The organism is Trebonia kvetii (assembly GCF_007827045.1).
In the GTDB taxonomy this organism is placed as follows: Bacteria; Actinomycetota; Actinomycetes; order Streptosporangiales; family Streptosporangiaceae; genus Trebonia; species Trebonia kvetii.
In genome coordinates this window covers 1,416,879-1,440,803 of sequence record NZ_RPFW01000001.1, presented here as the reverse complement: position 1 = coordinate 1,440,803, position 23,925 = coordinate 1,416,879, and the positions used below count along the sequence as shown (strand labels likewise).

General features: G+C 70.7%; 21 protein-coding genes. 10 read left to right on the top strand and 11 right to left on the bottom strand.

What is annotated here, in order from left to right; genetic code table 11:
- Nucleotides 1-91 precede the first annotated feature (91 nt).
- Nucleotides 92-508, top strand: a complete 417-nt coding sequence (locus EAS64_RS06555) for a hypothetical protein (protein ID WP_145851737.1) — start codon at nucleotides 92-94, stop codon at nucleotides 506-508.
- Nucleotides 509-552: 44 nt separating this feature from the next.
- A complete protein-coding gene (locus EAS64_RS06550) occupies nucleotides 553-1,134 on the top strand; it encodes a P-loop nucleotide/nucleoside kinase family protein (RefSeq protein WP_145851736.1) in 582 nt (193 codons plus the stop codon).
- A gap of 140 nt (nucleotides 1,135-1,274) precedes the next feature.
- Here the strand turns inward: EAS64_RS06550 and EAS64_RS06545 are convergent, their stop codons facing one another.
- Both EAS64_RS06545 and EAS64_RS06540 read right to left on the bottom strand, forming a co-directional pair.
- Nucleotides 1,275-1,676 carry a hypothetical protein gene (locus EAS64_RS06545; protein WP_145851735.1) on the bottom strand — a complete coding sequence of 134 codons (402 nt, stop codon included), beginning with the start codon at nucleotides 1,674-1,676 and terminating at the stop codon, nucleotides 1,275-1,277.
- Nucleotides 1,677-1,895: 219 nt separating this feature from the next.
- Nucleotides 1,896-2,609, bottom strand: a complete 714-nt coding sequence (locus EAS64_RS06540; RefSeq protein WP_145851734.1) for a hypothetical protein — start codon at nucleotides 2,607-2,609, stop codon at nucleotides 1,896-1,898.
- A gap of 203 nt (nucleotides 2,610-2,812) precedes the next feature.
- Here EAS64_RS06540 and EAS64_RS06535 point away from each other — a divergent pair, with 203 nt between their 5' ends.
- On the top strand, nucleotides 2,813-3,835 hold the full coding sequence (locus tag EAS64_RS06535) for a YihY/virulence factor BrkB family protein (RefSeq protein WP_187365725.1): 1,023 nt from the start codon (nucleotides 2,813-2,815) through the stop codon (nucleotides 3,833-3,835).
- Between the two features lie 11 nt (nucleotides 3,836-3,846).
- On the opposite strand, the gene EAS64_RS43380 is transcribed toward EAS64_RS06535, so the two are convergent.
- Entirely contained in the window at nucleotides 3,847-5,100 is a 1,254-nt protein-coding gene (locus EAS64_RS43380) for a DUF6084 family protein (RefSeq protein WP_281283197.1), read from the bottom strand.
- A 1,114-nt stretch (nucleotides 5,101-6,214) separates the two neighbouring features.
- On the opposite strand from EAS64_RS43380, the gene EAS64_RS06525 reads away from it, so the two are divergent.
- Nucleotides 6,215-6,895 (top strand): protease pro-enzyme activation domain-containing protein, encoded by a 681-nt coding sequence (locus EAS64_RS06525; protein ID WP_187365723.1) that lies wholly within the window; start codon nucleotides 6,215-6,217, stop codon nucleotides 6,893-6,895.
- A 104-nt stretch (nucleotides 6,896-6,999) separates the two neighbouring features.
- On the top strand, nucleotides 7,000-9,960 hold the full coding sequence (locus EAS64_RS06520; RefSeq protein WP_145851731.1) for an IPT/TIG domain-containing protein: 2,961 nt from the start codon (nucleotides 7,000-7,002) through the stop codon (nucleotides 9,958-9,960).
- A 71-nt stretch (nucleotides 9,961-10,031) separates the two neighbouring features.
- Here the strand turns inward: EAS64_RS06520 and EAS64_RS43375 are convergent, their stop codons facing one another.
- Both EAS64_RS43375 and EAS64_RS06515 read right to left on the bottom strand, forming a co-directional pair.
- A complete protein-coding gene (locus EAS64_RS43375) occupies nucleotides 10,032-10,169 on the bottom strand; it encodes a hypothetical protein (RefSeq protein ID WP_187365722.1) in 138 nt (45 codons plus the stop codon).
- Nucleotides 10,170-10,210: 41 nt separating this feature from the next.
- Complete coding sequence (locus tag EAS64_RS06515) at nucleotides 10,211-12,130, bottom strand: transketolase (RefSeq protein WP_145851730.1); 1,920 nt, start codon at nucleotides 12,128-12,130, stop codon at nucleotides 10,211-10,213.
- A 130-nt stretch (nucleotides 12,131-12,260) separates the two neighbouring features.
- Between EAS64_RS06515 and EAS64_RS06510 the strand changes: the two genes are divergently transcribed.
- Nucleotides 12,261-13,160, top strand: a complete 900-nt coding sequence (locus EAS64_RS06510) for a fructose bisphosphate aldolase (protein WP_222849048.1) — start codon at nucleotides 12,261-12,263, stop codon at nucleotides 13,158-13,160.
- A 148-nt stretch (nucleotides 13,161-13,308) separates the two neighbouring features.
- On the opposite strand, the gene EAS64_RS06505 is transcribed toward EAS64_RS06510, so the two are convergent.
- Nucleotides 13,309-14,568: a glucarate dehydratase family protein gene (locus EAS64_RS06505; protein WP_145851728.1), complete on the bottom strand. Its 1,260-nt coding sequence runs from the start codon at nucleotides 14,566-14,568 to the stop codon at nucleotides 13,309-13,311.
- Between the two features lie 7 nt (nucleotides 14,569-14,575).
- The gene (locus EAS64_RS06500; protein WP_281283219.1) at nucleotides 14,576-15,553 is read right to left on the bottom strand and encodes a 5-dehydro-4-deoxyglucarate dehydratase; all 978 of its coding nucleotides are present in this window, start codon (nucleotides 15,551-15,553) and stop codon (nucleotides 14,576-14,578) included.
- Nucleotides 15,554-15,739: 186 nt separating this feature from the next.
- Here EAS64_RS06500 and EAS64_RS06495 point away from each other — a divergent pair, with 186 nt between their 5' ends.
- Nucleotides 15,740-16,450 carry a TetR/AcrR family transcriptional regulator gene (locus EAS64_RS06495; RefSeq protein WP_187365721.1) on the top strand — a complete coding sequence of 237 codons (711 nt, stop codon included), beginning with the start codon at nucleotides 15,740-15,742 and terminating at the stop codon, nucleotides 16,448-16,450.
- Entirely contained in the window at nucleotides 16,450-18,186 is a 1,737-nt protein-coding gene (locus tag EAS64_RS06490) for an MDR family MFS transporter (protein WP_246115545.1), read from the top strand. Before EAS64_RS06495 ends, EAS64_RS06490 begins: the two co-directional genes overlap by 1 nt.
- A 52-nt stretch (nucleotides 18,187-18,238) precedes the next feature.
- Here the strand turns inward: EAS64_RS06490 and EAS64_RS06485 are convergent, their stop codons facing one another.
- Nucleotides 18,239-18,607 carry a hypothetical protein gene (locus EAS64_RS06485; protein ID WP_145851725.1) on the bottom strand — a complete coding sequence of 123 codons (369 nt, stop codon included), beginning with the start codon at nucleotides 18,605-18,607 and terminating at the stop codon, nucleotides 18,239-18,241.
- Between the two features lie 75 nt (nucleotides 18,608-18,682).
- Nucleotides 18,683-19,339 (bottom strand): mycofactocin system transcriptional regulator MftR, encoded by a 657-nt coding sequence (gene mftR / locus EAS64_RS06480; RefSeq protein WP_145851724.1) that lies wholly within the window; start codon nucleotides 19,337-19,339, stop codon nucleotides 18,683-18,685.
- Nucleotides 19,340-19,471: 132 nt separating this feature from the next.
- Here mftR and EAS64_RS06475 point away from each other — a divergent pair, with 132 nt between their 5' ends.
- Nucleotides 19,472-20,434, top strand: a complete 963-nt coding sequence (locus EAS64_RS06475; protein WP_222849047.1) for an AAA family ATPase — start codon at nucleotides 19,472-19,474, stop codon at nucleotides 20,432-20,434.
- 255 nt (nucleotides 20,435-20,689) lie between these two features.
- The gene (locus tag EAS64_RS06470) at nucleotides 20,690-21,451 is read left to right on the top strand and encodes a vWA domain-containing protein (protein WP_222849046.1); all 762 of its coding nucleotides are present in this window, start codon (nucleotides 20,690-20,692) and stop codon (nucleotides 21,449-21,451) included.
- Between the two features lie 99 nt (nucleotides 21,452-21,550).
- Here EAS64_RS06470 and EAS64_RS06465 read toward each other — a convergent pair whose 3' ends face one another.
- Nucleotides 21,551-22,117 (bottom strand): FMN-binding protein, encoded by a 567-nt coding sequence (locus EAS64_RS06465; protein ID WP_222849045.1) that lies wholly within the window; start codon nucleotides 22,115-22,117, stop codon nucleotides 21,551-21,553.
- A gap of 53 nt (nucleotides 22,118-22,170) precedes the next feature.
- A complete protein-coding gene (locus tag EAS64_RS06460) occupies nucleotides 22,171-23,751 on the bottom strand; it encodes a ferredoxin reductase family protein (protein ID WP_246115544.1) in 1,581 nt (526 codons plus the stop codon).
- Nucleotides 23,752-23,925 lie beyond the last annotated feature (174 nt).

The window sequence follows — 23,925 nt, the reverse complement described above, 5'->3', positions numbered from 1 at the left end:
CCCTACGAGAACCGCGCGTCACGGTGCCGCAGGGCACATACGGTCACAGATGATTACGCATTAGTAATCACACTGGGGGTATCCGAAGGCAATGGGACTCTCGATCAAGGCCAGGCATCTTCCGCCGCGCATCGCCACCGGCGCGTTCATCCTCAATTCCGGCATCGGCAAGCTGTCCGCCGATGAGGAGACCGCCGCGAAGCTGCACGGCTTCGCCGCCGGCACCTACCCGTTCCTGAAGAAGATGAAGCCGCGGGACTTCACCAGGCTGCTCGCCTACACCGAGATCGGGCTCGGCACCGCGCTGCTGATTCCCGTCGTCCCCGCGTTCGTGGCGGGCGCGGGGCTCGCCGCCTTCTCCGGCGGCCTGCTCGGCCTTTACGCGAAGACGCCTGGCATGCGCCAGGCGGGAACGCCGCTCCCCACCGAGCAGGGCACCCCGTTTGCCAAAGACGTCTGGATGACCGGCATCGGCCTCGGCCTGATGATCGACGACCTCACCGACTGACAGCCAGCCGTCCGCCTATCCCGCTCCGGCATATTCTGCGAGGCATGACAGTCCCTGCCCCGGCGTGGGTGGTGGCGGGTCCGCCAGGCGCGGGCAAGAGCACGGTGGCCCGCCTGCTGCTCGAACTCCTTGACCCGGTGCCCGCGCTGCTCGACAAGGACACGATGTACGGGCCGTTCGTGGCGGCCGTGCTCGCGGGTGCCCGCCGCCCGCCCGGCGAGCGCGAGGGTCCGTGGTACGACGAGCACATCAAAGTGCACGAATACGCGGGCATGACGGCGACGGCCCGCGAGATCCGCGGTCACGGCTGCCCGGTGCTGCTGTCGGGACCGTTCACGCAGCAGATCCACGACGCGGACCAGTGGCGGTCGTGGGCCGGTGCGCTGGGCGGCGGCACGGTGCGCCTGCTCTGGGTCCGCTCGGACCCGGAGACTCTGCGGGAGCGGCTCATCGCCCGCGGCTCGCCGCGCGACACCGCCAAGCTTGACGACTTCGAGACGTTCCTCGCCAGGATGCGCCTCGAGGACCGGCCGGCCGCGCCGCACTCCGTCATCGATAACCGCCGCGCGGCGCCGGTGCCGCTCTCCGGTCAGCTCGCCGCGCTGATCAGCGCCGCCGACGGCTGATCACTGCCGTCGGCGCACGCCCGCGTCCGGGTGCCGCGGTCGCCGGGCGGGTAACCCGAACCCGTTCCGGATAATCCAAAGTACTTATCCGAACGGTTGCCGGCTCCGCCCCCGCCCGCACGCTCCGTGCCGGGCGCGCACTACCTCGCGGGCGGAAACTGCCTGTCGCCGGGCGGTTGGCTCGCGAGGAAGCCGGGGTCGCCCGCGGCGCACGCGGGGCACGCGAGCCGCCCGGCTGCGTCGTAGCGCCAGCCGGCCGCGAGTGCCCGGCCGCGCAGGTCGCGCTCGCCGCTTGCCTCGGCGTGGATGTACCGCTCGATGCAGTGGCCGAACTCGCACCACAGCGCCGGAATCCGGATCTCGTCGCCGATGACCGCGTGCATGGGCCGCCAGCGCCTGATGGCGGGGATCCGGCTGGGCCGCGGTGACGGGGCTCGCCCGTCTCCGTTCAGCCGTGACCTCGGGGTGAAATACGGCCGCGGGGTGAATCGTGGCTGCGGCCGCTGTTCCGCGCCCGGAGTGCCGAGAAACGGGCGTCGCATCGGAACCGGCTCCGCGGTCGTCTCCGGTGGCTGTCGCCATCCCTCTGGCAGGTCGCGGCGCCGGTTCACCGGCAGCACCTCACATTCACGCTGGGGGCAGGGGAAATCGCAGCATGGCCCTTTCCACAGGATCCCAACCCGAAACCTCACGTGCCCCCAGATTTCATCATCCGTAAGGATCTGCTCCGCCCGGGCCGGACCCGGGCGGAGCCCCGGTCCTCAGTCGCGGCAAAACAGCACCGGCAGCCGATTCGCCCAGAACGACGCGTCGCACTGCGCGCAGGAGGGACAAGCGAGCCGCCATAGCGCGTCGTAGCGCCAGCCGGCCTCGTACGCCCGCACGCGCAGGTCCCGCTCGCCGAGCGCGTCGGCGTGCGTGTACCGCTCGATGCACCGGCCGAACTCACACCACAGAATCGGGATCCGGATTTCGTCGCCGATGACGGCGCGCAGCGGCTGCCGGCGCTCGCCGGCCTGTTCCTGCCCCGGGCGTTCAATGGCCGGCACCGCCGAAGGGCGCTCGATCGCCTGCACCTGCGCCTGCTGCGGCCGGTCGATGACCGGCGGCCGCCAAGGCGTCGCCGGCGGAAGCGGTCCGATCGCCTCGGCGTGTCCGCCCAGCCCGGAAACCCGTCCGTCTCCGGCCAGCTGCTGCAGGGGAATGAACCGGGGCTGCGGCCCCGGTGCGGCGGCATCGCCCGGCCCAGGCTGCTGCCCGCTTGGGTTCTCCCGCGGCCGGGGAATGAAGTGGGATCGCCGTGGCGGCGTCGGCGCCCAGTCCGCGGGTGTCTGCTCACAGTCCGCGCGCGACGGCGGCCAGTCATCGAGCGAGTCGTCGCTGTCTGGGTTCGGGCGGGGCAGCGGAACTCGCTCCGCCGTTGCTGAGTGGGACGGCTGATGCCGCCGGCTGGGCAGGTAGCGACGGGGGTTCATGGACACACCTCTCACTTCACGCAGGGCGGGAGGGGGGGCCGCCGGTTGGCACGGAAACGGCCGCTCGCCGTCACCCGTTGAGGGCTGGCCCCAAACCTCAGGGCCAGAATTTCTTCTTCATCCGATGAGATCGAACGGCGGACCGCCGCGCAACGCACGGGCACGGGCCGCATAGTCACTCTCTGTACGGGTAGCTGGCCGCCGTGAATCCCGCCGAGCGTGTCATCAGGTCCATCGACAGGACGCAGCAGCGATTCCGGCCGACGGCCTTCGTCTTCGGCGTCACGAAGAAGTTCGGCGACGACAACGGCGGCGTGCTCGTCGCGAACCTGACCTACACCGCCTTCGTCACGATCTTCCCGCTGCTCCTGGTCCTGGTGACCATTCTCGGCCTGGTCGCGGCGGGCAGCCCGGGGTTCCGCCAGGGCGTGGTGGACGCCGTGGCCCATCAGGTGCCGCTGATCGGGAAAGAGCTGACGGGCAACGTGCATCAGCTCAAGAAGTCGAGCCTCATCGGGCTCATCATTGGCCTGGCCACGCTGATCTGGGGCACGACCGGACTGGCGCAGGCGGGGCTGTTCACGATGGAGCAGGTGTGGAACCTGCCCGGCCCTGCCCGTCCCGGCTTCCTGCCCCGGGTCGCCAGGTCGCTGCTGTTCCTCGTCCTGCTCGGCCTGGTGGTGGCCGCCACGACGCTGCTGGCAGGCCTGTCCACGTTCGGGCATAACGCACTGGGGTGGGTGATCCTGGCCGAGGCGGCCGACGTAACGGTCAACGCCGGGATGTGCTTCATCGGCTTCCGCATCCTCACCCCGCGCGGCGTGCCGTGGCGGGACCTGCTGCCCGGCGCGGTGGCGGCGGGGATCTGCTGGACCGTGCTCCAGGTGCTCGGTGCCTATCTGGTCCACCATTTCCTGCACAGCGACTCCGTCTACGGCATATTCGCCACCGTTCTCGGCCTCGTCGCCTGGCTGTACCTTGCCGCGCGGATCACCGTGTACTGCGCGGAGATCAACGTGGTGCTTGCCCGCAGGCTGTGGCCGAGGTCCATCGTCCAGCCGCCGCTCACCGAGGCGGACCGGGCCAGCCTCGCCCTGCAGGCGCTGCAGAATCAGCGGCGCGAGGAGCAACGGGTCACCGTCACTTTCGTCGACAGGCAGCCGGACGAGCCGGCCTCGCCCGGCACGCCGCGCACGCCCGACGAGATCTCCCCGCCCGCCCCGTAGCCGCACAAGGCTCACGGCGTTCCTCCGCCCCGGCCTCCTCCGGTGCGCGGTCCCGCTGTGCGGCGCGCGGCGGTTCCGATGCGGCGTCGTGCGGTGCTTGTGTGGCGTTTCTCCGGTGCCGCCTCCGCCGGGGCCGTCTCCGATGGTGCCGGCTCCGCCGGGGCCGTCTCCGAGGGTCCGGGCTCCGCTGGCGCGGTGTCCTGCGGTTCTGGCGGGGTGTCCGCTGATGCCGGCGGGGCATCCTCTGGTGCCGGTGTGGCGTGCTCCGCTGCGGTGTCCTCCGCTGCAGCGTCAGTCAGTTCCGGTGCTCCAACCTCTGGTTCCGGTGCTCCAACCTCTGGTTCCGGTGCTCCAACCTCTGGTTCCGGGGCGGCGGCCTCCGGTTCGGGCACGACCGCCGGTTCCGGCGCGAGGGCCTGCGGTTCCGGTTCGGTGTCCTGCGTCGCGGCGGCGTCCGGTTCTGGTTCGGTCACCTCCGTCGCGGCAGCCTCCGGCTCCGGTTCGGTGACCTCGGTCGGGGCGGCCTGCAGTTCCGGCGCGGCGATCTCGGTCGGGGCGGCCTGCGGTTCCGGCGCGGCATCCCGCCATTCCGGCGCGCCAGCCATCGCGTACGCATAGGCGCTGGGATCGCGTGGCATGCTTGCCGCCGCCAGCAGCGCGGACAGCGTGGCGTCCCAGGTGGGCAGCGCGTAGGCGGACTTGAATTCGGCGAGCGCGTCGAGGGTCTGCCTGCCGCAACGCAGCCAGGCGCTGGCGGGGAAATGCTCCTCGATGACGTCATGCCATACCCGGGCCGGCATCGGGAACGGCACCTCGAGGCTCCACGGGATCAGCTCGACGCTGTACGTGTGCCCATGGTCAACGAAGACCGTGCCGCTGAACAGCAGCAGCAGCGGAATGATGCCATCCTCGATCACCTGGAGGTAGCGAGCCGACGCGACTTCGAGGTCGTAGCTGCACGGTACCGGGAGTTCAACCTCGGTCCGCGACGTGAACCCGGGCACCAGGGCCGTCAGCGTGGCGAGCTGGAGGGGCTTCGCCGTTTCCGCCCAGCTGCGCGTGTCGCCGAACAAGTCGTTGAGCCGCCGGGCTTCGTCCGCCGTGTACCGGCGCCGGTGCGGCTCGATGCGGATCTGGCAGCGCAGCGCGATCGCGTGCAGCCGCACCCCGGTGCTCTCGGTGATGTTGAGCGAGAGGGCGAAAGTGGGCGTTGCGGCGTAGCGCACCACGTGTGCCCCGGTACACCCAAAGGTTAGTTCCGCCATCAAGTCCTCGCTTTCTTTATCCTGCGGACGGGGCCGCTAGGACGGTTGGGAAAGAGGAACGCGATAGCGGACCAAGCCCGGAGCCGTGGCGCGCAGGCGCCGGGCCCGGGCAGGACGATATCTAGAGGCGGACGCGAGCCCCGTGTCGCTCAGCCCCTCAATGTGCCGGCCGTAGACGCCGGCTCTCTCCCCGATCATCAGTTGCTCACACCCCGGCTGCTGGCCTTAAATGCCCTCTGCGCGGGTTTGGCCCAGCGTATTCCCGGCCCTTGCCGAGTACAAGACAGCTGTTTTTGCGTCAGATGACGCACCGGTCTTGCGTCAGGTAGCTCAGCCGCCCGTGGGCCACCCGATTTGACTGGTTATATGGATGAATGCCTATCTCCATCGTGGCCTGTTACGTGGCTGCAGCACCAGCTGACTGACCAGACACTTACCGATGACCTGTCATGCGAACGATTGGCGGCGCTTGCTCGCGTCGTCACCGCCACCGGTAACACCCGCCGGCTCACGCACATCCCCGCCGGATTGCTCGCCGCGGTCCTGATCGGTGCCGCCACCGTACTGTGGATGCGCTCTCGATGGCAGCGGTCGCGCTGGCCTGAACACTGGTGAATCAATTGGCCGCTCACCGGATTAATGACGTCATGTACCCACCCGATTTCTGGGGGCAGCTCGGGGCCGCCGAACACGAGGCGCTAAAAGCGGTGGCCAGGTCACGGGTATTTCCGGCGGGCTGTGCACGTCTCGCCCCCGGCGCACGATCCATTAGGCGCGACTGATCCAGTGGCTCGTACCGTGGCGAGTGACCTCGCGGCCGACTCCCTGCTGATCGGACCGGCCAGGACCGGATATCTTGCGTCAGTTGCCCGGGCTTCGCGCGACACCATTGACCGCGGCCGGCGCCAGGGAACATGATCTTTCGGGGCCCTTCTGAACAGAGGGCCTCACGCCTTTGCCGACGTGAATTCTTGCGCCCCCGACGGGTGCGTCGCATTGGCGGGCCGATGTCTGATTGCTAGAGCGGGTCTCGAGAAGAGGAAGCATGTCAGCTGGGCGAAGCATGCCTGAAGTAAAGCATCAGCGATCTAGGACAGGGCGCCTGATAACGGCGGTGGTAACACTGGCCGGCGCGCTCGCGGTGACGATCCCCGCCGCCGCCATGGCCGCGCCGGCGCCGTCTCCGTCGTCCACGCGCCTGATGCAGGTCGGCGCCGCGCCGGTGCTGCCCGCCGGGGCCCGCACCCTGGCGGTGCTCCCGGCGACGGCCAAGGTGAGCGGCGGCGTCGCGCTCAAGCTGCCCGATTCCGCGGCCGTGACCAACTTCATCGCGGCGGTGTCCAACCCGCGCTCCGCGGCCTATCACCACTACCTGTCCCGCGGCCAGTTCGCCAGCCGGTTCGGCCCGAGCGCCGCGGCCGTGGCCGCGGTGCGGCGCGTGCTGGAGAGCGACGGGCTCACGGTGAGCGGCGTGTCGGCCAACCGGCTGCTGGTCAGCTTCAGCGGCAGCGCCGCGGCGGTCGAGGCGGCGTTCCACACCGGGCTGCGCCAGGTCGCCCTCAGGGGCGGCGGCACCGGGGTGGCCACGACGTCCGCAGTGCGGCTTCCCGCGTCCATCGCACCCGACGTGACGGCCGTGATCGGCCTCAACAAGCTAGTGCGCGAGCAGAGCCACGCCACGACCGCCAAGACCGCCCGCGGCGGGGCCGCCACCCTGGCGACCGGACCGCCGCCTCCGGCGGCGGTCCGGTCGCCTGCGCCGACGCGATCGCGCAGGAGCCGAACGGCGCGCTGACCGATCAGCAGGTCGCGAAGGCCTACGGCCTCGACCCGCTGTACGCGGCCGGCGATCTCGCCGCGTCGCAGACCGTCGACATCTACGAGCTCGAGCCGTTCCAGATGTCCGACATCAAGATCTTCACCCAGTGCTACTTCGGCGCCGACCACAGCAAGCAGGTCACCGTGACGTCGGTCGACGGCGGCCCGGGCACCGGCCCGGGCAGCGCCGAGGCCGCGCTTGACGTCGAGGACGTCGCCGGGCTGGCACCGGGCGCGAAGATTCACGTCTTCCAGGGACCGAACATGAACGACCCGTTCGGTCCGCTCGACACGTGGAACGCCATCGCGGTCGCGGACGACGCCAGCCAGGTCTCCTCGAGCTGGGGGCTGTGCGAGACCGAGGTCCAGCAGGGCGCGCCGGGCGTGCTCCAGGTGGAGAACGAGATCTTCGAGCAGATGGCCGCGCAGGGCCAGACGGTCTTCTCCTCGGCAGGCGACGACGGCTCCGATGACTGCGCGGGGCACGGCAGCACGGCGGTGGCGACCAACCTGTCGCTCGACGACCCGGCAAGCCAGCCGTACGTGACCTCGGTCGGCGGTACCACGATCACCAACCCGAGCGAGCCGCCCGCGGAGACCGTGTGGAACAACGGCAACAACGGCGGCGCGGGCGGCGGCGGCATCTCCGCGGTCTGGGCCATGCAGCCGTGGCAGGACGCGGTGGCGGTGCACCAGTCGACGGTCAACCAGGCGTGCAGCAACGACCCGGCGGGCACCGCGGACAACTACCACCTGGCGGGCATCGGCAGCACGCTGCCGTCGGGGACGCAGTGCCGTGAGACCCCCGACGTGAGCGCGCTCGCCGACCCGCAGTCCGGCCCGACGATCTTCTACGACGGGTTCTGGACGCAGATCGGCGGCACGTCCTCGTCCACTCCGATGTGGGCGGCGATGCTGGCCGAGATCAACGGCTCGCAGGGCTGCGCGACCCTGGCGCACGGCGTCGGCTTCGCCGACCCGCTGTTCTACCAGGTGGCGGCCGCCTCGCCCACCGCTTACGCGCAGGCGTTCAGCGACGTCACCAAGGGCAACAACGACAACCTCGGCGTCGGCACCGGCGTCGCGTGGCCGGCGACCAAGGGCTACGACCTGGCCACCGGGCTCGGCGCACCGCGCATCACGGACGCCAACGGCGCCCCGGGGCTCGCCGCGCAAATGTGCGCAGCGGCCACCGGAAAGACGGCCCCGGTCCCGACGGTGAGCGGGCTCACTCAGCTCAGCGGAACGACGTCCATCGCGGGCGGCGAGACGGTGCGCATTGACGGCGCCAACTTCGGCTCCGCCGCGGGCGCGGTGTACTTCGGCAACGTGCGAGCGAGCGTCGTCACCTGGTCGGCGGCCGCCGTCACGGTGAACGTGCCCCCGTTCTACGCGCCCAACGGCACCCCGGCCGGCGCCGGCGGCCGGGCCGACGTCGCGGTGGTGACGGCGGGGCATCAGTCGAGCTCGCCGAGTGCCGCGGCCGTCTACCAGTACACGGCCAACGCCTCCGGTGCGCCCGTCGTCGATTACGTCAGCGCGCCCAACGGGCCGGTGGCGGGCGGCAACACGGTGCACATCATCGGCGCGGGGCTGACCGGTGCCACCAGCGTCCACTTCGGTGACGTGGCTGCCACCTCGTTCACCGTGCTCAGCGCGAACGAGATCAGCGTCAAGGTCCCGGCGAGCGACGCCGCCTGCGCGGTGTCCGCGGCGCAGGGGATGTGCGCGGTCGCGGTGTCGGTGACCACGCCTTCTGGTACCAGTTCGGGTCCGGGCATTCTCCCCGCCTACCAGGGACCGATCGTCTTCAACGCGGCCGGCGCGTTCGTGCCGCCCGCCGGCTGCGGCTGCGAGATCGTGCCCGCACCGCAGGAGTACGACTACGCGGCCAAGCCGGCCATCACCTCGGTGAGCCCGGCGTACGCCGACGAGAACGGTTCCTCGGCTGACGTCATCACGGGCAGCGGGTTCAACCTGCTGACCCTCGAGTACGTCAACGTCGGCACGGCGGGCCAGGGGTTCTCGCAGGACTTCGACGTGCTTGGCATCACGCCCACGCAGATCACCGTGGGCATCCCGTTCGCGCCGCAGTTCACCGTCGAACCCCTGGCGGTGCCGCTGTCGCTGGTGAGCGCGGGCCAGCTGTCCAATGTCTCCAAGGTCGTCTACGCGGGCAACCCGGTGCTTACCAGCATCTCCAAGCACTTGGCCGATCAGGCGAATCCGGGTCACCTCAAGATCACTGGCCACGGCCTGGTGGACGTCACAAGCGTCGTGTTCCAGGCGCAGGGTGACCTGAGCTTCCTCACCTCCACCTCGACCGCGATCACCAACCAGACCGACACGTCGCTGACGGTCGCCATCCCGCAGTTCTTCGAGTTCCCTGTCGACGTGCTTGCCTGCAGCGCGACCGGGTGCAGCGAAATCAACCCGAAGGTTGACACGCTGCTGCTCGTCTACGCGGGGCGGCCAGTCGTCACGTCGAGCAGCCCGGCCGCCGGCCCGGCGCACGGCGGCACGACGGTGACGATCCAGGGTGCGCTGGACTCCGAGGTGACCGCGGTCGACTTCGGGTCGGTGGCAGGCAAGCTGCTCGCCGAGCCGCAGGCGGGGCCGAGCGGCCCGCTCATGGTCGTGGCCCCGCCCGGCAAGGCGGGCACGAAGGTGAACATCACCATCACCACGCTCGGCGGGACGCTGGTCGGCCACCCGCGCAGCGCCGTCACCAAGACCGCCACCTTCACCTACAAGGCGAGCTCCCCCACGGCCCCGCGGAACGTGACGGCGAAGGCGGGCGTCAAGTCGGCGACGGTCAGCTGGTCGGCGCCGAGTGACAACGGCGGCGGCGTGGTAACCCAGTACCGCGTCGTCGTCTCGGCGAAGGGGCATAAGCCGATCGTCGTGAAGGTCGGTCCGCACACGACCAAGGTCACCGTCAAGCTGACGCCCGGGGTCTTGTGGGGCTTCACGGTCTACGCGCGGAACAAGTTCGGCCTCGGCCTCCCGGCCGCGGCCAAGGCGGTAACGCCGAAGCCCTGACGGCAAGGCGATTGGCAACAGGCAAGGCCTCCTGGCGAACAGGGGGCCTTGCTCGTTTGCGCCGCCGCAGGTCAGCCGCGTGCGGCGGCGCCGGCCAGGCTGGCCCGCAGCACATTGAACGCGCCGTAGGTGAGCGCCCAGTCCTGGTGGTACTGGCCGGTGCCCTGGTTCTCGTTGAAGTAGACGCCGGCAAGGCCGTTGGCCCGCACCCCGGCAACCAGGCCGGGGATCGATCCCGCCTGGCTAGCCGCTAGGTTCTGGTCAGCTCGCGGGCGGCGGCGGCGATGTGCTCCGCGTCGATGCCCGCCCAGGCGAGCAGCTCGGGGCCGGTACCTGAGCCCGGCATCCCGCGCACGGCGAGCCTGGTGATCCGCAGGTTCTGCTGCCCCGCGGCGAGCAGCGCATCGGCGACGGCGGAGCCGAGCCCGCCCTCCGGGTGGTGGTCCTCCGCGACGACGATCCGCCCGGCCGTGGCCCCGGCGGCCGCGACCAGCCCGGCGGTGTCGACGGGCTTGACCGAATAGCAGTCCACGACGCGGACCGGCAGGCCGACCCGGACGAGCAGGTCCGCCGCGCGCAGGCACTCGTGCAGCGTCACCCCGGCGCCGATCAGCGTCACCTGGTCTCCGGGCCCGGAACGGAGTACCTTCGAGCCCCCGACGGGGAACTTCTCGCCGTCGGGGTAAAGCCCCGGGTAGGCGCCGCGCGTGGTGCGCAGGTAGCTGATGCCGTTGATGCCCGCCATGGCGTCGACGAGCGCCGCGGTGCTCGTGCCATCGGCCGGGTAGAGCACCGTCGAGCCGTGCACGGCGCGCAGCATGGCCAGGTCTTCGAGTGCCATCTGCGACGGGCCGTCGGCGCCGATTTCGACGCCCGCGTGCGAGCCGACGAGCCGTACGTCGGCGCCGGAGATCGAGCCCATCCTGATGAAGTCGTAGGCCCGGGTGAGGAACGCCGCGAACGTCGAGGCGAACGGCTTGTAGCCGCAGACGGCGAGCCCGGTGGCGGCGGCCACCAGCTGCTGTTCGGCGATGAACATCTCGAAGTAGCGCTCCGGGTAGGCGTGCGCGAACTCGTCGGCGTGGGTGGAGTTGCTCACCTCACCGTCGAGCGCGACCACCTTCTGGTCCCGGCCGCCGAGCGCGACGAGGGCGTCGCCGTAGGCCTTGCGGGTGGCGACCTTGTCACCCACCGGGTAGGCGGGCCACTGCGCGCTCGCCGGGTTCTCCGCGTCGCGCTGCCGCGGGATCGTGCTCGGGTGCTCGGCCGCCGGCCCGGGCTCGGCGGGGACCGGGAGCGGCCCGCGGATCATCAGCTCGCGGACGCCGCCGAGCTCGGCGATCGCCCGCTCGGCCATGTCCGGCGGGAACGGCTTGCCGTGCCAGTCGGGGCTGTCCTCGACCTCGGAGAACCCCTTGCCCTTGATGGTCCTGGCCAGAATCACCGTGGGCTTGGTGCCCTTGGCGTTGTCCGCCGCCTCGGCGAGCGCATGGTCGACCGCGTCCAGGTCGTGCCCGTCGATGACAAGCACGTGCGCGCCGAACGCTTCCGCGCGCCGCGCGTAGGCGTCGAGCTCCCAGCCGAGGTCGGTGGGCCCGCGCTGGCCGAGCCGGTTGATGTCAGCGATAACGACAAGGTTGGACAGCCGGTAGTAGGACGCCTTGTCGAGCGCCTCCCAGATGGAGCCTTCGGCGAGCTCGCTGTCACCGCAGAGCACCCACACCCGGTACGGAAGCCGGTCCAGGTAGCGGCCGGCCAGCGCGACGCCGACGCCGTCCGGCAGACCCTGGCCGAGTGAGCCCGTCGCCACGTCGACCCAGGGCAGTATCGGCGTGGGGTGCCCCTCGAGCCGCTGGCCGAACCGCCGGTAGCCGTTCATCAGCTCGTCCTCAGAGACGGCGCCGACGGCCCGGAACACCGAGTAGAGCAGGGGGGACGCGTGTCCCTTGGAGAAGATCAGGTGGTCGTTGACCGGCAGCCGCGGATCGTCCCAGTCGTAGCGCAGGTGGCGGGCGACAAGAGCCGCGAGCAGGTCGGCCGCGGACATGCTTGAAGTGGGATGGCCGGATCCTGCGCTCGTCGAGCTGCGGATCGAGTCGACCCGCAGCTGTGCGGCCAGGTCGGCCACCACGTCGAGTGATATGTCGCTGGTGATTCCTGTGGTGGTCATAGCTGCACCCTCCCCACCGGGTGGCACTCCATGCCGGCCCTGCGGAGCGAACTGGCCGGCGAACCTGATGGGAGCGAGCGACCTGACGGTCCCGCTAGCGTGGCCGCCGCGCAGGTGGCAGTGTGGAGGGGTGGACACTGCACAGTCTGAGAAGGTCAGGACAGGGCTCGGCTTCTTCGCAGCCCTGGACCAGAGCGGCGGCAGCACACCCAAGGCTCTCGCCGAGTACGGCATACCGAAGGATGCCTACAGCACCGAGGACGAGATGTTCGATCTCGTGCACGCGATGCGCACCCGGGTGCTCACCAACCCTGCGTTCGACGGCAAGCGAGTGCTCGCCGCGATCCTGTTCGAGCAGACCATGGACAGGACCGTCGAGGGAGTCCCCACTGCCGAGTACCTGTGGTCGGCGAAGAACGTGGTCCCGATCCTCAAGGTAGACAAGGGGCTCGCCGCCGAGCAGGACGGCGTGCAGCTCATGAAGCCCATCGACACGCTCGATGAGCTGCTTGAGCGGGCGAACAAGAACCACGTCTTCGGCACCAAGATGCGGTCGGTGATCAACGACGCCAGTGAGGCGGGCATCGAGGCGATCGTCTACCAGCAGTTCGACTACGCTGCACGGATCCGCGCGGCTGGCCTGGTCCCGATCCTCGAGCCCGAGGTCAGCATCTCCAGCCTGCACAAGGAGTACGCCGAGACGCTGTTGCGCGACGCCATTACCAGGCACCTCGAGGGGCTGCCTGCCGAGGCGCGGATCATGCTCAAGCTGACCATCCCCACCGAGGTGGGCCTGTACGGCGAGCTGGCGGCCGACCCGCGGGTGCTCCGCGTCGTCGCTCTGTCGGGCGGCTACAGCCGTGACGAGGCCTGCGAGCTGCTGAAACGCGATTCCTCGCTGATCGCGAGCTTCTCCCGCGCGCTGCTCCAGGGGCTGACCGCGGAGCAGAGCGACGAGGAGTTCGGCGCCACGCTCGAGTCCTCGATCGAGGAAATCTACCGCGCGTCGGTGGACAAGCAGCCGGCCTGATAAGGGCTGCCACTAGTACACGGGCGCGGCGAGGCCGAGGCTCTCCCGGTGCCGCCAGGTCATGCCAGCGCCTCACCGCTCCCGTCTGCTGCCGCCCCGGCCTGCGAGTCACTATCCGACAATAGAGGGATAACGCGGTGATCGCCGGTTACCAGCGAGGCTGCTTGCGCTGATAGCCGGGGACGACGCGGCTCATGTAGCCGGTGTCGTCCCTGTTGCGCAGCCCGCAGGCCAGGTACTGCTCGTGCAGCCGGGCCAACTGGTCCCTGTCCAGCTCGACGCCGAGGCCAGCGCCGGACGGCACGGCGAGCGACCCGCCGCGGAACGTGAACGGGGTGCCCGCCACCACGTCCTGCGACTTCCATGGCCAGTGGGTGTCGCAGGCGTACGTCAGGTTGGGCACCGCGGCGGCCAGGTGGACCATCGCGGCCAGGCTGACGCCCAGGTGCGAGTTGGAGTGCATGGACAGTCCCAGTCCGAATGTCTCGCAGATCCCGGCGAGCAGCTGGGAGCGGCGCAGCCCGCCCCAATAGTGGTGGTCGGACAGGATGACCTGGACCGCGTTCGCGCGGATGGCGGGCGGCACGTGGCCGAAGGCGACCACGCACATGTTGGTGGCGAGCGGCATCGGTGCCTTGCGCGCCACCTCGGCCATGCCGTCGATGCCCGGCGTCGGGTCTTCCAGGTACTCAAGCACGCCGTCGAGCTGGCGGGCGACCTTGACCGACGTGTACGGGGTCCACGCGGCGTTCGGGTCCAGCCGCAGCGGATGATCGGGGAAGGCGTCGCGCAGCGCGCGGACCGCCTCGATCTCCTGCACCGGTGGGAACACCCCGCCCTTGAGCTTGAGCGCGGTGAAGCCGTAGCCGTCGACGAGCCGCCTGGCCTGGGCAACGATGCCGTCCGGGTCGAGCGCCTCGCCCCAGTCGTCGGCGTCGGCGCCCGGATGCTCGGCCCACTTGTAGAACAGGTAGGCAGAGAACGGCACGGCGTCGCGCACCGCGCCGCCGAGCAGGTCGGCGACCGGCCGGCCCGCCGCCTTGCCCTGGATGTCGAGGCAGGCCACCTCGAACGGCGAGAACACCCGGTCGGTCGCCGCGGTCTGCCCGACCAGGCCGGAGGAGACCAGCGTCTCAGCCGGGTGCAGGGCCTGGACCCGGCGGTAGATCTCCTCGGTGCGGTAGACGTCGACGCCCTCGATCGCCGCTGCGGCGGCGCGCAGCGCGGCCAGGTGCTTCTCATCCGCGTAGGTCTCGCCGAGGCCGGTCAGGCCGGCGTCGGTGGCGATTTCGATGATGGCGCGCAGCGCGAACGGCTCGTGCACGCCGACCGAGTTCAGCAGCGGCGGATCGGTGAACGCGACGGGGGTGACGGTGACGCCGGTGATGCGGATGCTCGTGGTCGTCATCGGCTGGTCAGCGCCCTGTGGTCATGGGATCGGCGGCCACCGTATCGGGCAGCGCGTCGAGCCCGGCGGCGAGGATGCGCGCCAGCTCCTCCCGGTGCTCAGGTGCCACCTCGGTGAGTGGCGGCCGGACGCCGCCGCTTGGATGCCCGGCGAGTTCGACGCCCGCCTTGATCAGCGAGACGGCGTACCCGGCGCCGCGCGCCCGCAGCCGGGCGAGCGGGTGGTAGAACGACCGCTCGAGCGCCTCGAGCGTCGCCAGGTCGCCGGCCTCGAGCGCGTCGTAGTAGCCGAGCGCGATCCGTGGCGCGAAGGCGAACGCGGCCGAGGAATACAGCGGCACGCCGATGGCGCGGTAGGCGCGCTGCGTCACCTCCGCCGTCGGCATCCCGTTGAAGAAGAGGAACGAGTTGTGGTCCACCTCATCGCGAACCGCGCGCACGATCCTGCTCATCAGGTCCAGGTCGCCCGCGCCGTCCTTGAAGCCGATGACTTGCGGCAGCTGGGCGACCGCGACCGCGCTGCGCTCGTCGAAGCGCGCGTTGGCCCGGTTGTAGACGATGGCGGGCAGGTCTTCCCTTGTCGCCTCCCGCACGTAGGCGACGAGTCCTGGCCCGCTCGCCTCTGTCAGGTAGGGCGGCAGCAGCAGCACCCCGTCGGCGCCCGCCGCGGCGGCCAGGTCACTGAACCGGCGTGCTGTCCGGACCGGACCGCCCGCGCCGGCGTATACCGGCACCCGGCCGCCGATGGCCGCCACGGCGGCCCGCACGACCTCGCCGTACTCGCCTGGCTCGAGCGCGCTGAACTCCCCGGTGCCGCAGGCGACGAACACCCCGCCGGCTCCCGCGTCCACGCCGCGGCCGATGTGCGCCGCGAGCTCGTCAAGATCAACCTCCCCGTCATCCAGGTACGGCGTGATCGGAAAGAACAGCAACCCGTTGAACATGACGTCCTTCGCCTCAGCCGGTGGTGACCTGACTGCCCGCAGGCATCCGCTCCCATGCTAGATCCCGCCTCAGGCGCCAGCTTCAGCCGACTCCGCATGCCGGTCAATGCGGGCAAAATGCCTGCTCAGGGCATTCGGGAATTACCGGGCAGGGTTGATAGTTGCAGACGCTGCAATTATTCTATGCGTGCAACTTGGAACCGGCCGGAAGATTTCGGTGAGCGCATCATGACCCTGACAGGGACTGCTCCCGTCGCGGAGACGCAGGTATCGCTGCGCGAGCGCAAGAAGCTGGCAACCCGCCGGCTGCTGCGGCGCGCGGCGCTCGAGCTTGTGTCGGAACGCGGCCTGGCCAATGTCACCGTCGAGGACATCGCCGAGGCGGCGGACGTGTCGCCGCGCACGTTCTTCAACTACTTCACGTCCAAGGAGGCCGTGCTTTTCGGCGGCGAACCGGACCGGGCCGCCAGGCTGCGCGAGGCGATCGCCACCAGCGCGCCCGGCCAGCCGGCCATCGACGCGCTGCGCACGGTGCTGGCCGCGGACGCCGAGGCCCGGGCCGACGAGCTCCGGTCGCTCGGCGGCGACCCCGCGGACTGGGTGCGGCGGATGAAGATGGCGCGCAGCGACCCGCAGGTGCGCGCCGCGCACGCGGCGCAGATGGCGATGATCGAGCGGGCCATCGCCGAGGGACTCGCTGACCGGCTCGGCGCGGATCCCGACAGCGACCCCTACCCGCTGGTACTTGCCGCCGCCTCCGTTGGCATCTTCCGCGCCTGCATGGCGTTCTGGGGCGGCTCCGCCGGCGCGGTCCCGCTCGGCCAGCTCGTTGAGCAGGCGTTCCGGGGACTCGCGGAGGGCCTGCCGGAAGACAGCGCCTTCCGTGGCATTCAGGCAACAGTGACAGGACAGAACGTGACAGACAGGAGGGACCGCTGATGGCATCGGCCACCCCCGTGCCCGCGGAGGGACCGCGGTCGGCAATGACGGACGACTACGCCGGCGGCGCGCTGCCGGGGCTCGGCCGCCGCCGCATCCTGCTCATCATCGGCGCGCTGATGTGCGGCATGCTGCTCGCCGCGCTTGACCAGACGATCGTGTCCACGGCGCTGCCGACCATCGTCGGCGACCTCGGCGGCGGCTCGCACATCGCGTGGGTGATCACCTCGTACCTGCTGGCCACCACGGTGTCCACCCCGCTGTGGGGCAAGCTCGGCGACATGTACGGCAGGAAGGTCTTCTTCCAGGCCGCCATCGTCATCTTCCTCATCGGCTCGGTACTGTCCGGCCTCAGCACCTCGATGGTCATGCTCATCGCGTTCCGCGCGGTCCAGGGCCTCGGCAGCGGCGGCCTGATGGTCGGCGCCCAGGCGATCGTCGGGGACGTGGTCTCGCCTCGCGAGCGCGGGAAGTACCAGGGACTGTTCGGCGCGACCTTCGGCCTGGCCAGCGTGGTCGGCCCGCTGCTCGGCGGCGTCTTCGTGGACAACCTGAGCTGGCGCTGGATCTTCTACATCAACATCCCGATCGGCGCGATCGCGCTCGTCGTGGTCGCCAGCCAGGTTCCGGGCAGGCTGCGCCGGGTGCACCACAAGATCGACTACCTGGGCACGATCCTGCTGTCGCTCGCCACCACCGCGCTGATCCTGCTGACCAGCCTCGGCGGCACCACCTACCGGTGGGCGTCCGCGCCGATCTACACCCTCGGCATCGCCGGGGCCGTGCTGATCGTGGCGTTCGTGTTCGCCGAGCGGCGGGCGGACGAGCCCATTCTGCCGCTGCACCTGTTCACCAACCGGGTATTCTCCGTGACCAGCCTGGTGGGCTTCGTCGTCGGCTTCGGCATGTTCGGCGCGATCGCCTTCCTGCCCGCGTTCTTCCAGGTGGTCAGGGGCATCTCGCCCACGATCTCCGGCTTGTACCTGCTGCCGATGATGGCCGGCGTGCTCGCGGTCTCGATCGGTTCCGGGCAGGTCATCGCGCGGACCGGCAAGTACCGGTACTTCCCGATCGCGGGCACGGCCCTGATGACGCTCGGCCTGTACCTGATCTCGCTGATGAGCCCCACGACGTCCACCCTGCAGGACTCGCTGTCCATGCTGCTGCTCGGCATGGGCCTGGGCGGTGTCATGCAGGTGCTGGTGATCATCGTGCAGAACGGCGTCCCGCACAGCGAGCTCGGCGTGGCCACCTCGGGGGCGACGTTCTTCCGCTCGATCGGCGGCTCCTTCGGCACCGCGATCTTCGGCGCCATCTTCGCCAACGTGCTCGTCGGCAACCTGGCAAGCCATCTGCACGGGATCGGCCTGCCCGGGGGCTTCAGCACCAGCGACATCACGCCGGCGACGCTCGCCAAGCTGCCCGCCGTGGTGCACGAGGGCTTCGTGGCCGGCTACGCCGAGTCGATCCAGACGGTGTTCCTCGTCGCGGTGCCGATCGCCGCGATCGCCTTCTTCGCCACCTGGCTGATCCCGCAGGTGGAGCTGAAGCAGTGGGCGGCGCCCGCCACCGCTCCCGCGGCCGGCGCCCAGCCCCCGGCGGTCACCGGAACCGTGGCAGACAGCGCAGTCGCCGAGAACCAGGCGGATGCTCCCGCCAGCCCGAACGGCCACAAACGCCGGCCAGTGTCGCCGGAGTCGCTAGACCCGCAAGACGCCGGCCGCCTAGACGACTAACCGTCCCGGAACGCCGGGCGGGCCTGACCCTGTCCGCCTGGCGTCACGGTGGCTACCGGTAGCGGAAGCCGTCGAGGAAGCGGCGGAACACGCCGCCCTCGCGAGTCAGCGGCGGCGCGGCCGGCGCGACGGCGCGCTGGGTGGCGATGGGCTTGTCGTAATCGGTCCTGGCGATGGCGTCGACGACCTGTGCCTCGTCGAAGTCCTCGGAGCCCGCGATGACCGGCACGTACCCGACGAGCATCCCGTCGAGCATCACCTGGGCCTCAAGCCCCGCGGTGCCGTCGTTGTCCCACTCTGCCTCGCGTCCGCCTGGCAGCGACACGCGCACTCCGAACTCAGTGGTGCCCCGCAGCAGGTGTGCGTTGACGCCACGGTCGCGAAGGGCGTCGACGACGCGGCGCGCCCTGAACTCGTCCATGTCCGGACGGTAACCCCCGTTCCTGAACGTGCACTGAAGGTTGCCTCTGACCCAGTCACAGGCTACCCCGCAGGGCTAACCGGGCACCGAGACCTCGAACTCGGCGAGTGCGCGGGCGATCGTGGCCGGGTCGAACCCGGCCGCGAGCGCGCTGAGCGCGGCGTCCAGGTAGGCGGTCAGGTCGTTGTCCGCCCGGGCCGACCAGCGGTCATAGGCGGCGCGGCAGGCGGCGAGTGCCGAGCGGCCGATGGTCAGCGGGTAGAGCGAGCCGGGCGGCTGGCCGAGGCGGCGCCCGGCGAACTCGCTGATCGCCCGTTCCCAGGCCTCGTAGTGCTCGGCGGCGCTGAACGACAGCGCGGGCACCGTCGCGATCAGGTGCATCCGCATCCGCATCTCCGGCACGTCGTCGGCGTGGTAGTGGTTGGCCGCGCCCACCGCATTCCTGATCGCGTCCATCATCGGCACGTCGTCGGGTACCGACGCCAGGGCAGCCCTGATCGTCTCCACCTCGGTCTCGAACTCGGCCCACAGCACGCTCGCCTTGGTGGTGAAGTACCGGAAGAACGTGCGCTCGCTGACGCCGGCCTCGGCTGCGATCTGCTCGATGGTGGTGCTTTCGAAGCCGTCCTCGGCGAACAGGCGCAGCGCGATGAGCCGCAACTCGCGCCGGCTGGTGGACGGCGGCCGCCCGCGGCGGGCACCCGCCTGATCGGCAGCGCCTTGCTCGGTCATTCCCGAACCTCCCCCGTGAACCTCCGAACCTCCCCGTGGCACCCAGGCCCCGCCCCCCGCCTTTTGGCAGGTGCTGCCATTAACATGTTAACATCCGGGCATTACGTCACTGGCTGTAAGGAGTACCCCGCATTGACCACAAGCCGTGACGGCCGCGAGCCGCTCGCCAACGTCAGGGACCGCGTGCAGGCCCGGGTCGTGGGCCGGGAGAGGGAACTCGCACTGCTGCTCGCCGCGGTCGCGGCGGGCCGTGACGTCCTCCTCGAGGGCCCGCCGGGCACAAGCAAGTCCACGCTGCTGCGCGCGATCACCGCGGAGTGGGGCATCCCGCTGGTGTTCGTCGAAGGCAACGCGGATCTCACCCCTGCCAAGCTGGTCGGGCACCACAATCCGGCCAGGGTGCTCCGCGAGGACTACAGCCCGGCGAACTTCGTCGACGGCCCGCTGGTCGAGGCGATGCGCGCGGGCGGCTTCCTCTACATCGAGGAGTTCAACAGGGCGCCGGAGGACACGATCAACACGCTGCTCACCGCGATGGCCGAACGGCGCATCGCGGTGCCGCGGGCCGGCGAGGTCGTCGCGCGCGACACCTTCCGGGTGATCGCCTCGATGAACCCCTACGACAACATCGGCACCACCCGACTGTCCACCTCCGTGCACGACCGGCTGTGCCGCCTCGCGATCACCTACCAGGACGCGGCGGCCGAGCGCGGCATCGTCACGCTCCGCGCCCCGGTCCCCGACCTCAAGCCCGCCGTCTACGAGCGCCTGGTCGCCGATGCCGTCGCCGTCACCCGCGCCACGCGGCAGCACGAGGACATCAGGCAGGGCAGCTCCGTCCGCGGCGCCATCGACCTGACTCTGGTCGCCGGGCAGCTGTTGAAGCTCGATACACCTGCTTCCGAGAGTGAAACCCCAGGGCGCGGCGATGCAGCGGAGCAGTCCCACCGGGACACCGTCTACGACGCCATGGTCGTCGCGCTGTCCGGCCGGATCTTCCTCGACGAGACCGTAGACGTCACGCCCGAACAGGTGCTCCGCCAGATCTGGGAGGACCACTTCATTCTTGACCCCGCGGCCGCGGCCCCCGGTTGAAGAGCGGTCGAGGCTGACTCGCCGCTGCGCCGCGAGTCAGGCTCGGCGCGCCGCCCGGATCGGGCACACCAGCTCAAGCCACTGCGCCGCAAGCCGAAGACGCTGACCGAGGAACCGTCACTGGTCGACGCCGCACCGCCGCGTGGCGCCGCAGGCGGGCTGACGATAAGCGGGGAACCAGGAACCCGTTCCGGAAAACCCAAGACCTCGGCCGGCAGTGGCGGGCCATCGACCACCGACGAGCGGGCGGCGCTGGTGTCGCCGTCAGGCCTCGACGGCGCGCAGGCGGCGCCGGATCCGGAGACGCTGCGCCGGGCGAGGGAGATAGCGGCGCGGCTGGCGATGCCGCGGCCGCGCACCGACCGCACTGCGCGCCGCGGCCGCGGCGAGGTCGCGAGCGTCCCGTACCGCGGCGGCTCGGACGACATCGACCTGGACCGGACCCTGGAGCAGCTCACCGAGCACCCGGTGCCGGAGGACGAGGACATCGTGGTGCGCGAGCGGGTCACCACCGCCCGTTCTGTGGTGCTACTCGTCGATGTGTCGGGTTCGATGCGCGGCGAGCGGGTGCGTACCGCGGCGGCCGCCGTCGGCGCGCTGGCCGCCGAGCTGGCCAGGGACAACCTGGCGGTGATCGCGTTCTGGTCCGACGCGGCGGTGCTCTCCCACCTGGGACAGCGCGTGCCGCCCGAGCGGCTCGTCGAGTCGATGCTGCGGATACCCGCACGCGGGCTCACCAACCTGGCGTTCCCGCTGCAGGCGGCGCGGCGCGAACTGTCCCGCGTCCCGGCGCGGGAGGCGCGGGTCGTGCTGCTTTCCGACTGCGTGCACAACGCAGGGCCTGATCCGCGACCGATGGCCGCGCGGCTGCCCAGGCTCGACGTCCTGCTCGACACGACGGGCGAGCAGGACCCCGATCTCGCACGGGACCTGGCACGGCTCGGCAGGGGCCGGCTTCGGCAGGCACGGAGCTACCGCGACGTGGCCCCCGCCCTGTCCGCCTTCTTCGCGGGCTGACCTACCCGGCATTGTTGTGGATCGTCAGGAGGGCGGTAGCCCTCCTGACGATCCACCATCTGGCGGTGGCAACCCTCTTGTCCGCCAGAGTCTTGGAGGTCAGGCCTTGTCCAGGGCGCTCTGCAGCGACTGGATGTAGCCGGAACTGGTGTAACTCGCGCCGCTCACCGCGTCGATGCGAGCGCTTTGCGCCGCGAGGGCCTCGGCGGTCAGCTTCGGCAGGGCGGTCGAGTCGATCTGTGCGCTCGTCGTGCCCTCGTCGGTGTGCTGCAGCACCGTGATCTCGGTGATCTTGGTGCCGGTCAGCGTGACTTGGACCTGCATGGGGCCGTACTGGGTGTTCTCGACGGCGCCGGTGAGTGTCCGCTTCGTCGCCATCATGCCCGTGCCGGTCTTCTTGCCGGTGCCCGAGCCCATGCCGGACTTCTTGCTGCCCGACCCCATGCCGGTCTTCTTGCTGGTGCTCTTGCCGGTACCCATGGTGCCCATGTGGGACGGGGTGGTCGGCATCATGGACCCGGACCCGCCCATCGGCGCCGCGGAGGCCGTGCCCGGGTTGCTCGGCGTGCCGAGCGCGGCCACCCCGGCGAGCGAGTGCGTCTTGAACGAGAAAAGCGCGGCGAGGCCGGCGGCGGTGCCGCCGAGAGTCAGGATGGCGCGGCGCATGAAACCTCCAAGGGGTCCGGCTGCGTGGCGGGGTCAGAAGCTGCGGGGCGGGCTCAGAAGGCGAACGACTCGTGGTGGATGCGGCGGCGCGGTATGCCTGCCGCGCGCAGCGAGCGCACGGCGGCCTCGGTCATGCCGGGCGGTCCGCACACGTAGGCCTCGTACCGGTGCAGGCCAGGCACCAGCCGCTGCAGGCAGTCGGCGGAGAGCGGGTCGTAGCCGAGCCGGTCCCTGGCGCCGATCAGGTAGTGCAGCGTCGCGTTCCTGTCCGCGGCGATCGCGTCGAGTTCCCTGCTGAACACCACGTCGCGCGGGTGACTGGCACGGTAAAGCAGCGTGATGCCGTCCGACATCCGGCTCGGCAGCGCGGCGAACATCGCCCGGATCGGGGTGATGCCGACGCCGCCGGCGATCAGCAGCACTCGGCGGCCGCTGAGCGCGGGCGTGAACGCGCCGTACGGTCCCTCGGCGATGATCCTGGTGCCCGGCGCCAGGGAGGCCATGGCGTCGCTGTGCTCGCCGCGGGCCTTGACGGTGATCCGCATCAGGTCCGTCTGCGGCATCGCGGACAGCGAGTACGGGTGGGACTGCCACCACAGCTCGCGGGTGAGGAAGCGCCAGCGGAAGAACTGCCCCGGCTCGGCGCGGAGCCGGTCGAAGTCGCGGCCCGCCACGAACACCGACACGATGCCGGGTCCTTCCGGTCGCACGTGCTGCACGGTGAACCGGTGCCTGGCGGCGCGGCGCAGCGGCGTGAGGATGCGGTACCAGACGATCAGCGCACCGACCATCGCGTACAGCGCCGACCAGGCGATCCGCGCCTTCGCGTTGGCCGCGAAGTCGGCGCCGTCGGCGAACTGGTGGCTGAACGCGAGTGCGATCGCCAGGTAGGTGTACAGGTGCGCGTAGTACCAGGTCTCGTAGGACAGGCGGCGGCGCGCGGCCCTGGCGGAGGAGAAGCCGATGCCGAGCAGCAGGAACCACGCGACGGTCGCCATCAGCACGTCGGGGTAGGAGGTGAGCAGCGTGATGCTCTCGCTCGTCACCTTCTCGTGCGCGGTGACCGCGTAGCCCCACACGATGAACAGGACGTGACCGGTGACCAGGGTGATCACGTACTTGCCTCCCGCGGCGTGCCAGCGGGCAAGCCGGTCGCTGCCGATCCGCCGCTCGAGCGGCGGCAGCCGGGCCATCAGCCCGACAAGGACGACGAATCCGTAGCCGGCGAGCAGGCCGAGCACCCGGCCGGCCGCGGTGAGCAGCTCGCCGGTGCCGGAGATCCGCGGGTTGTCCCGCCACCACAGGGCGATGACGGCGGCGGCGCCGAGGCCGATGACGGCGAGGACGAGACTGGGCAGCACGGCCCGCGCGGTGCCGCGGCCAGGAACGAGCGGCTTGCCCTTGACGGTGGCTGGCGGCGCCAGCCGGTGACCGGGCGCCGGCCGGAGCTGGGCGGTCGTCCGGTCCAGCAGCGTGTCCCGCCTGAGCTGGTCCGTCGTGCGAACCGGGAAAGTATTACCCGGACCTGGCGGCCCGTTCCGCCGCACCGGGCCAGGCGCGGCGGGCAGCGGCCCCGTCTGGCGCCTCGGCAGCAGGCCGGCCGGCGCTCGTCCACCCGGCGGGTCTGGCCACACCGGAGTCGCCTGCGCTATCGGTCCCGACGGGTGCCCCGGCCACATCCCCTGCTGGGGCGGAGCCGGCGGAGCAGGAGTACGCGCTCCCGGAGGCCAGCCACGTCCCGCCGGGTACCGGCCGGCCGGATTGCGGTTCGGGGCTGCCATCGAGCTCCTCTCGGGTCGGGTGTCCGG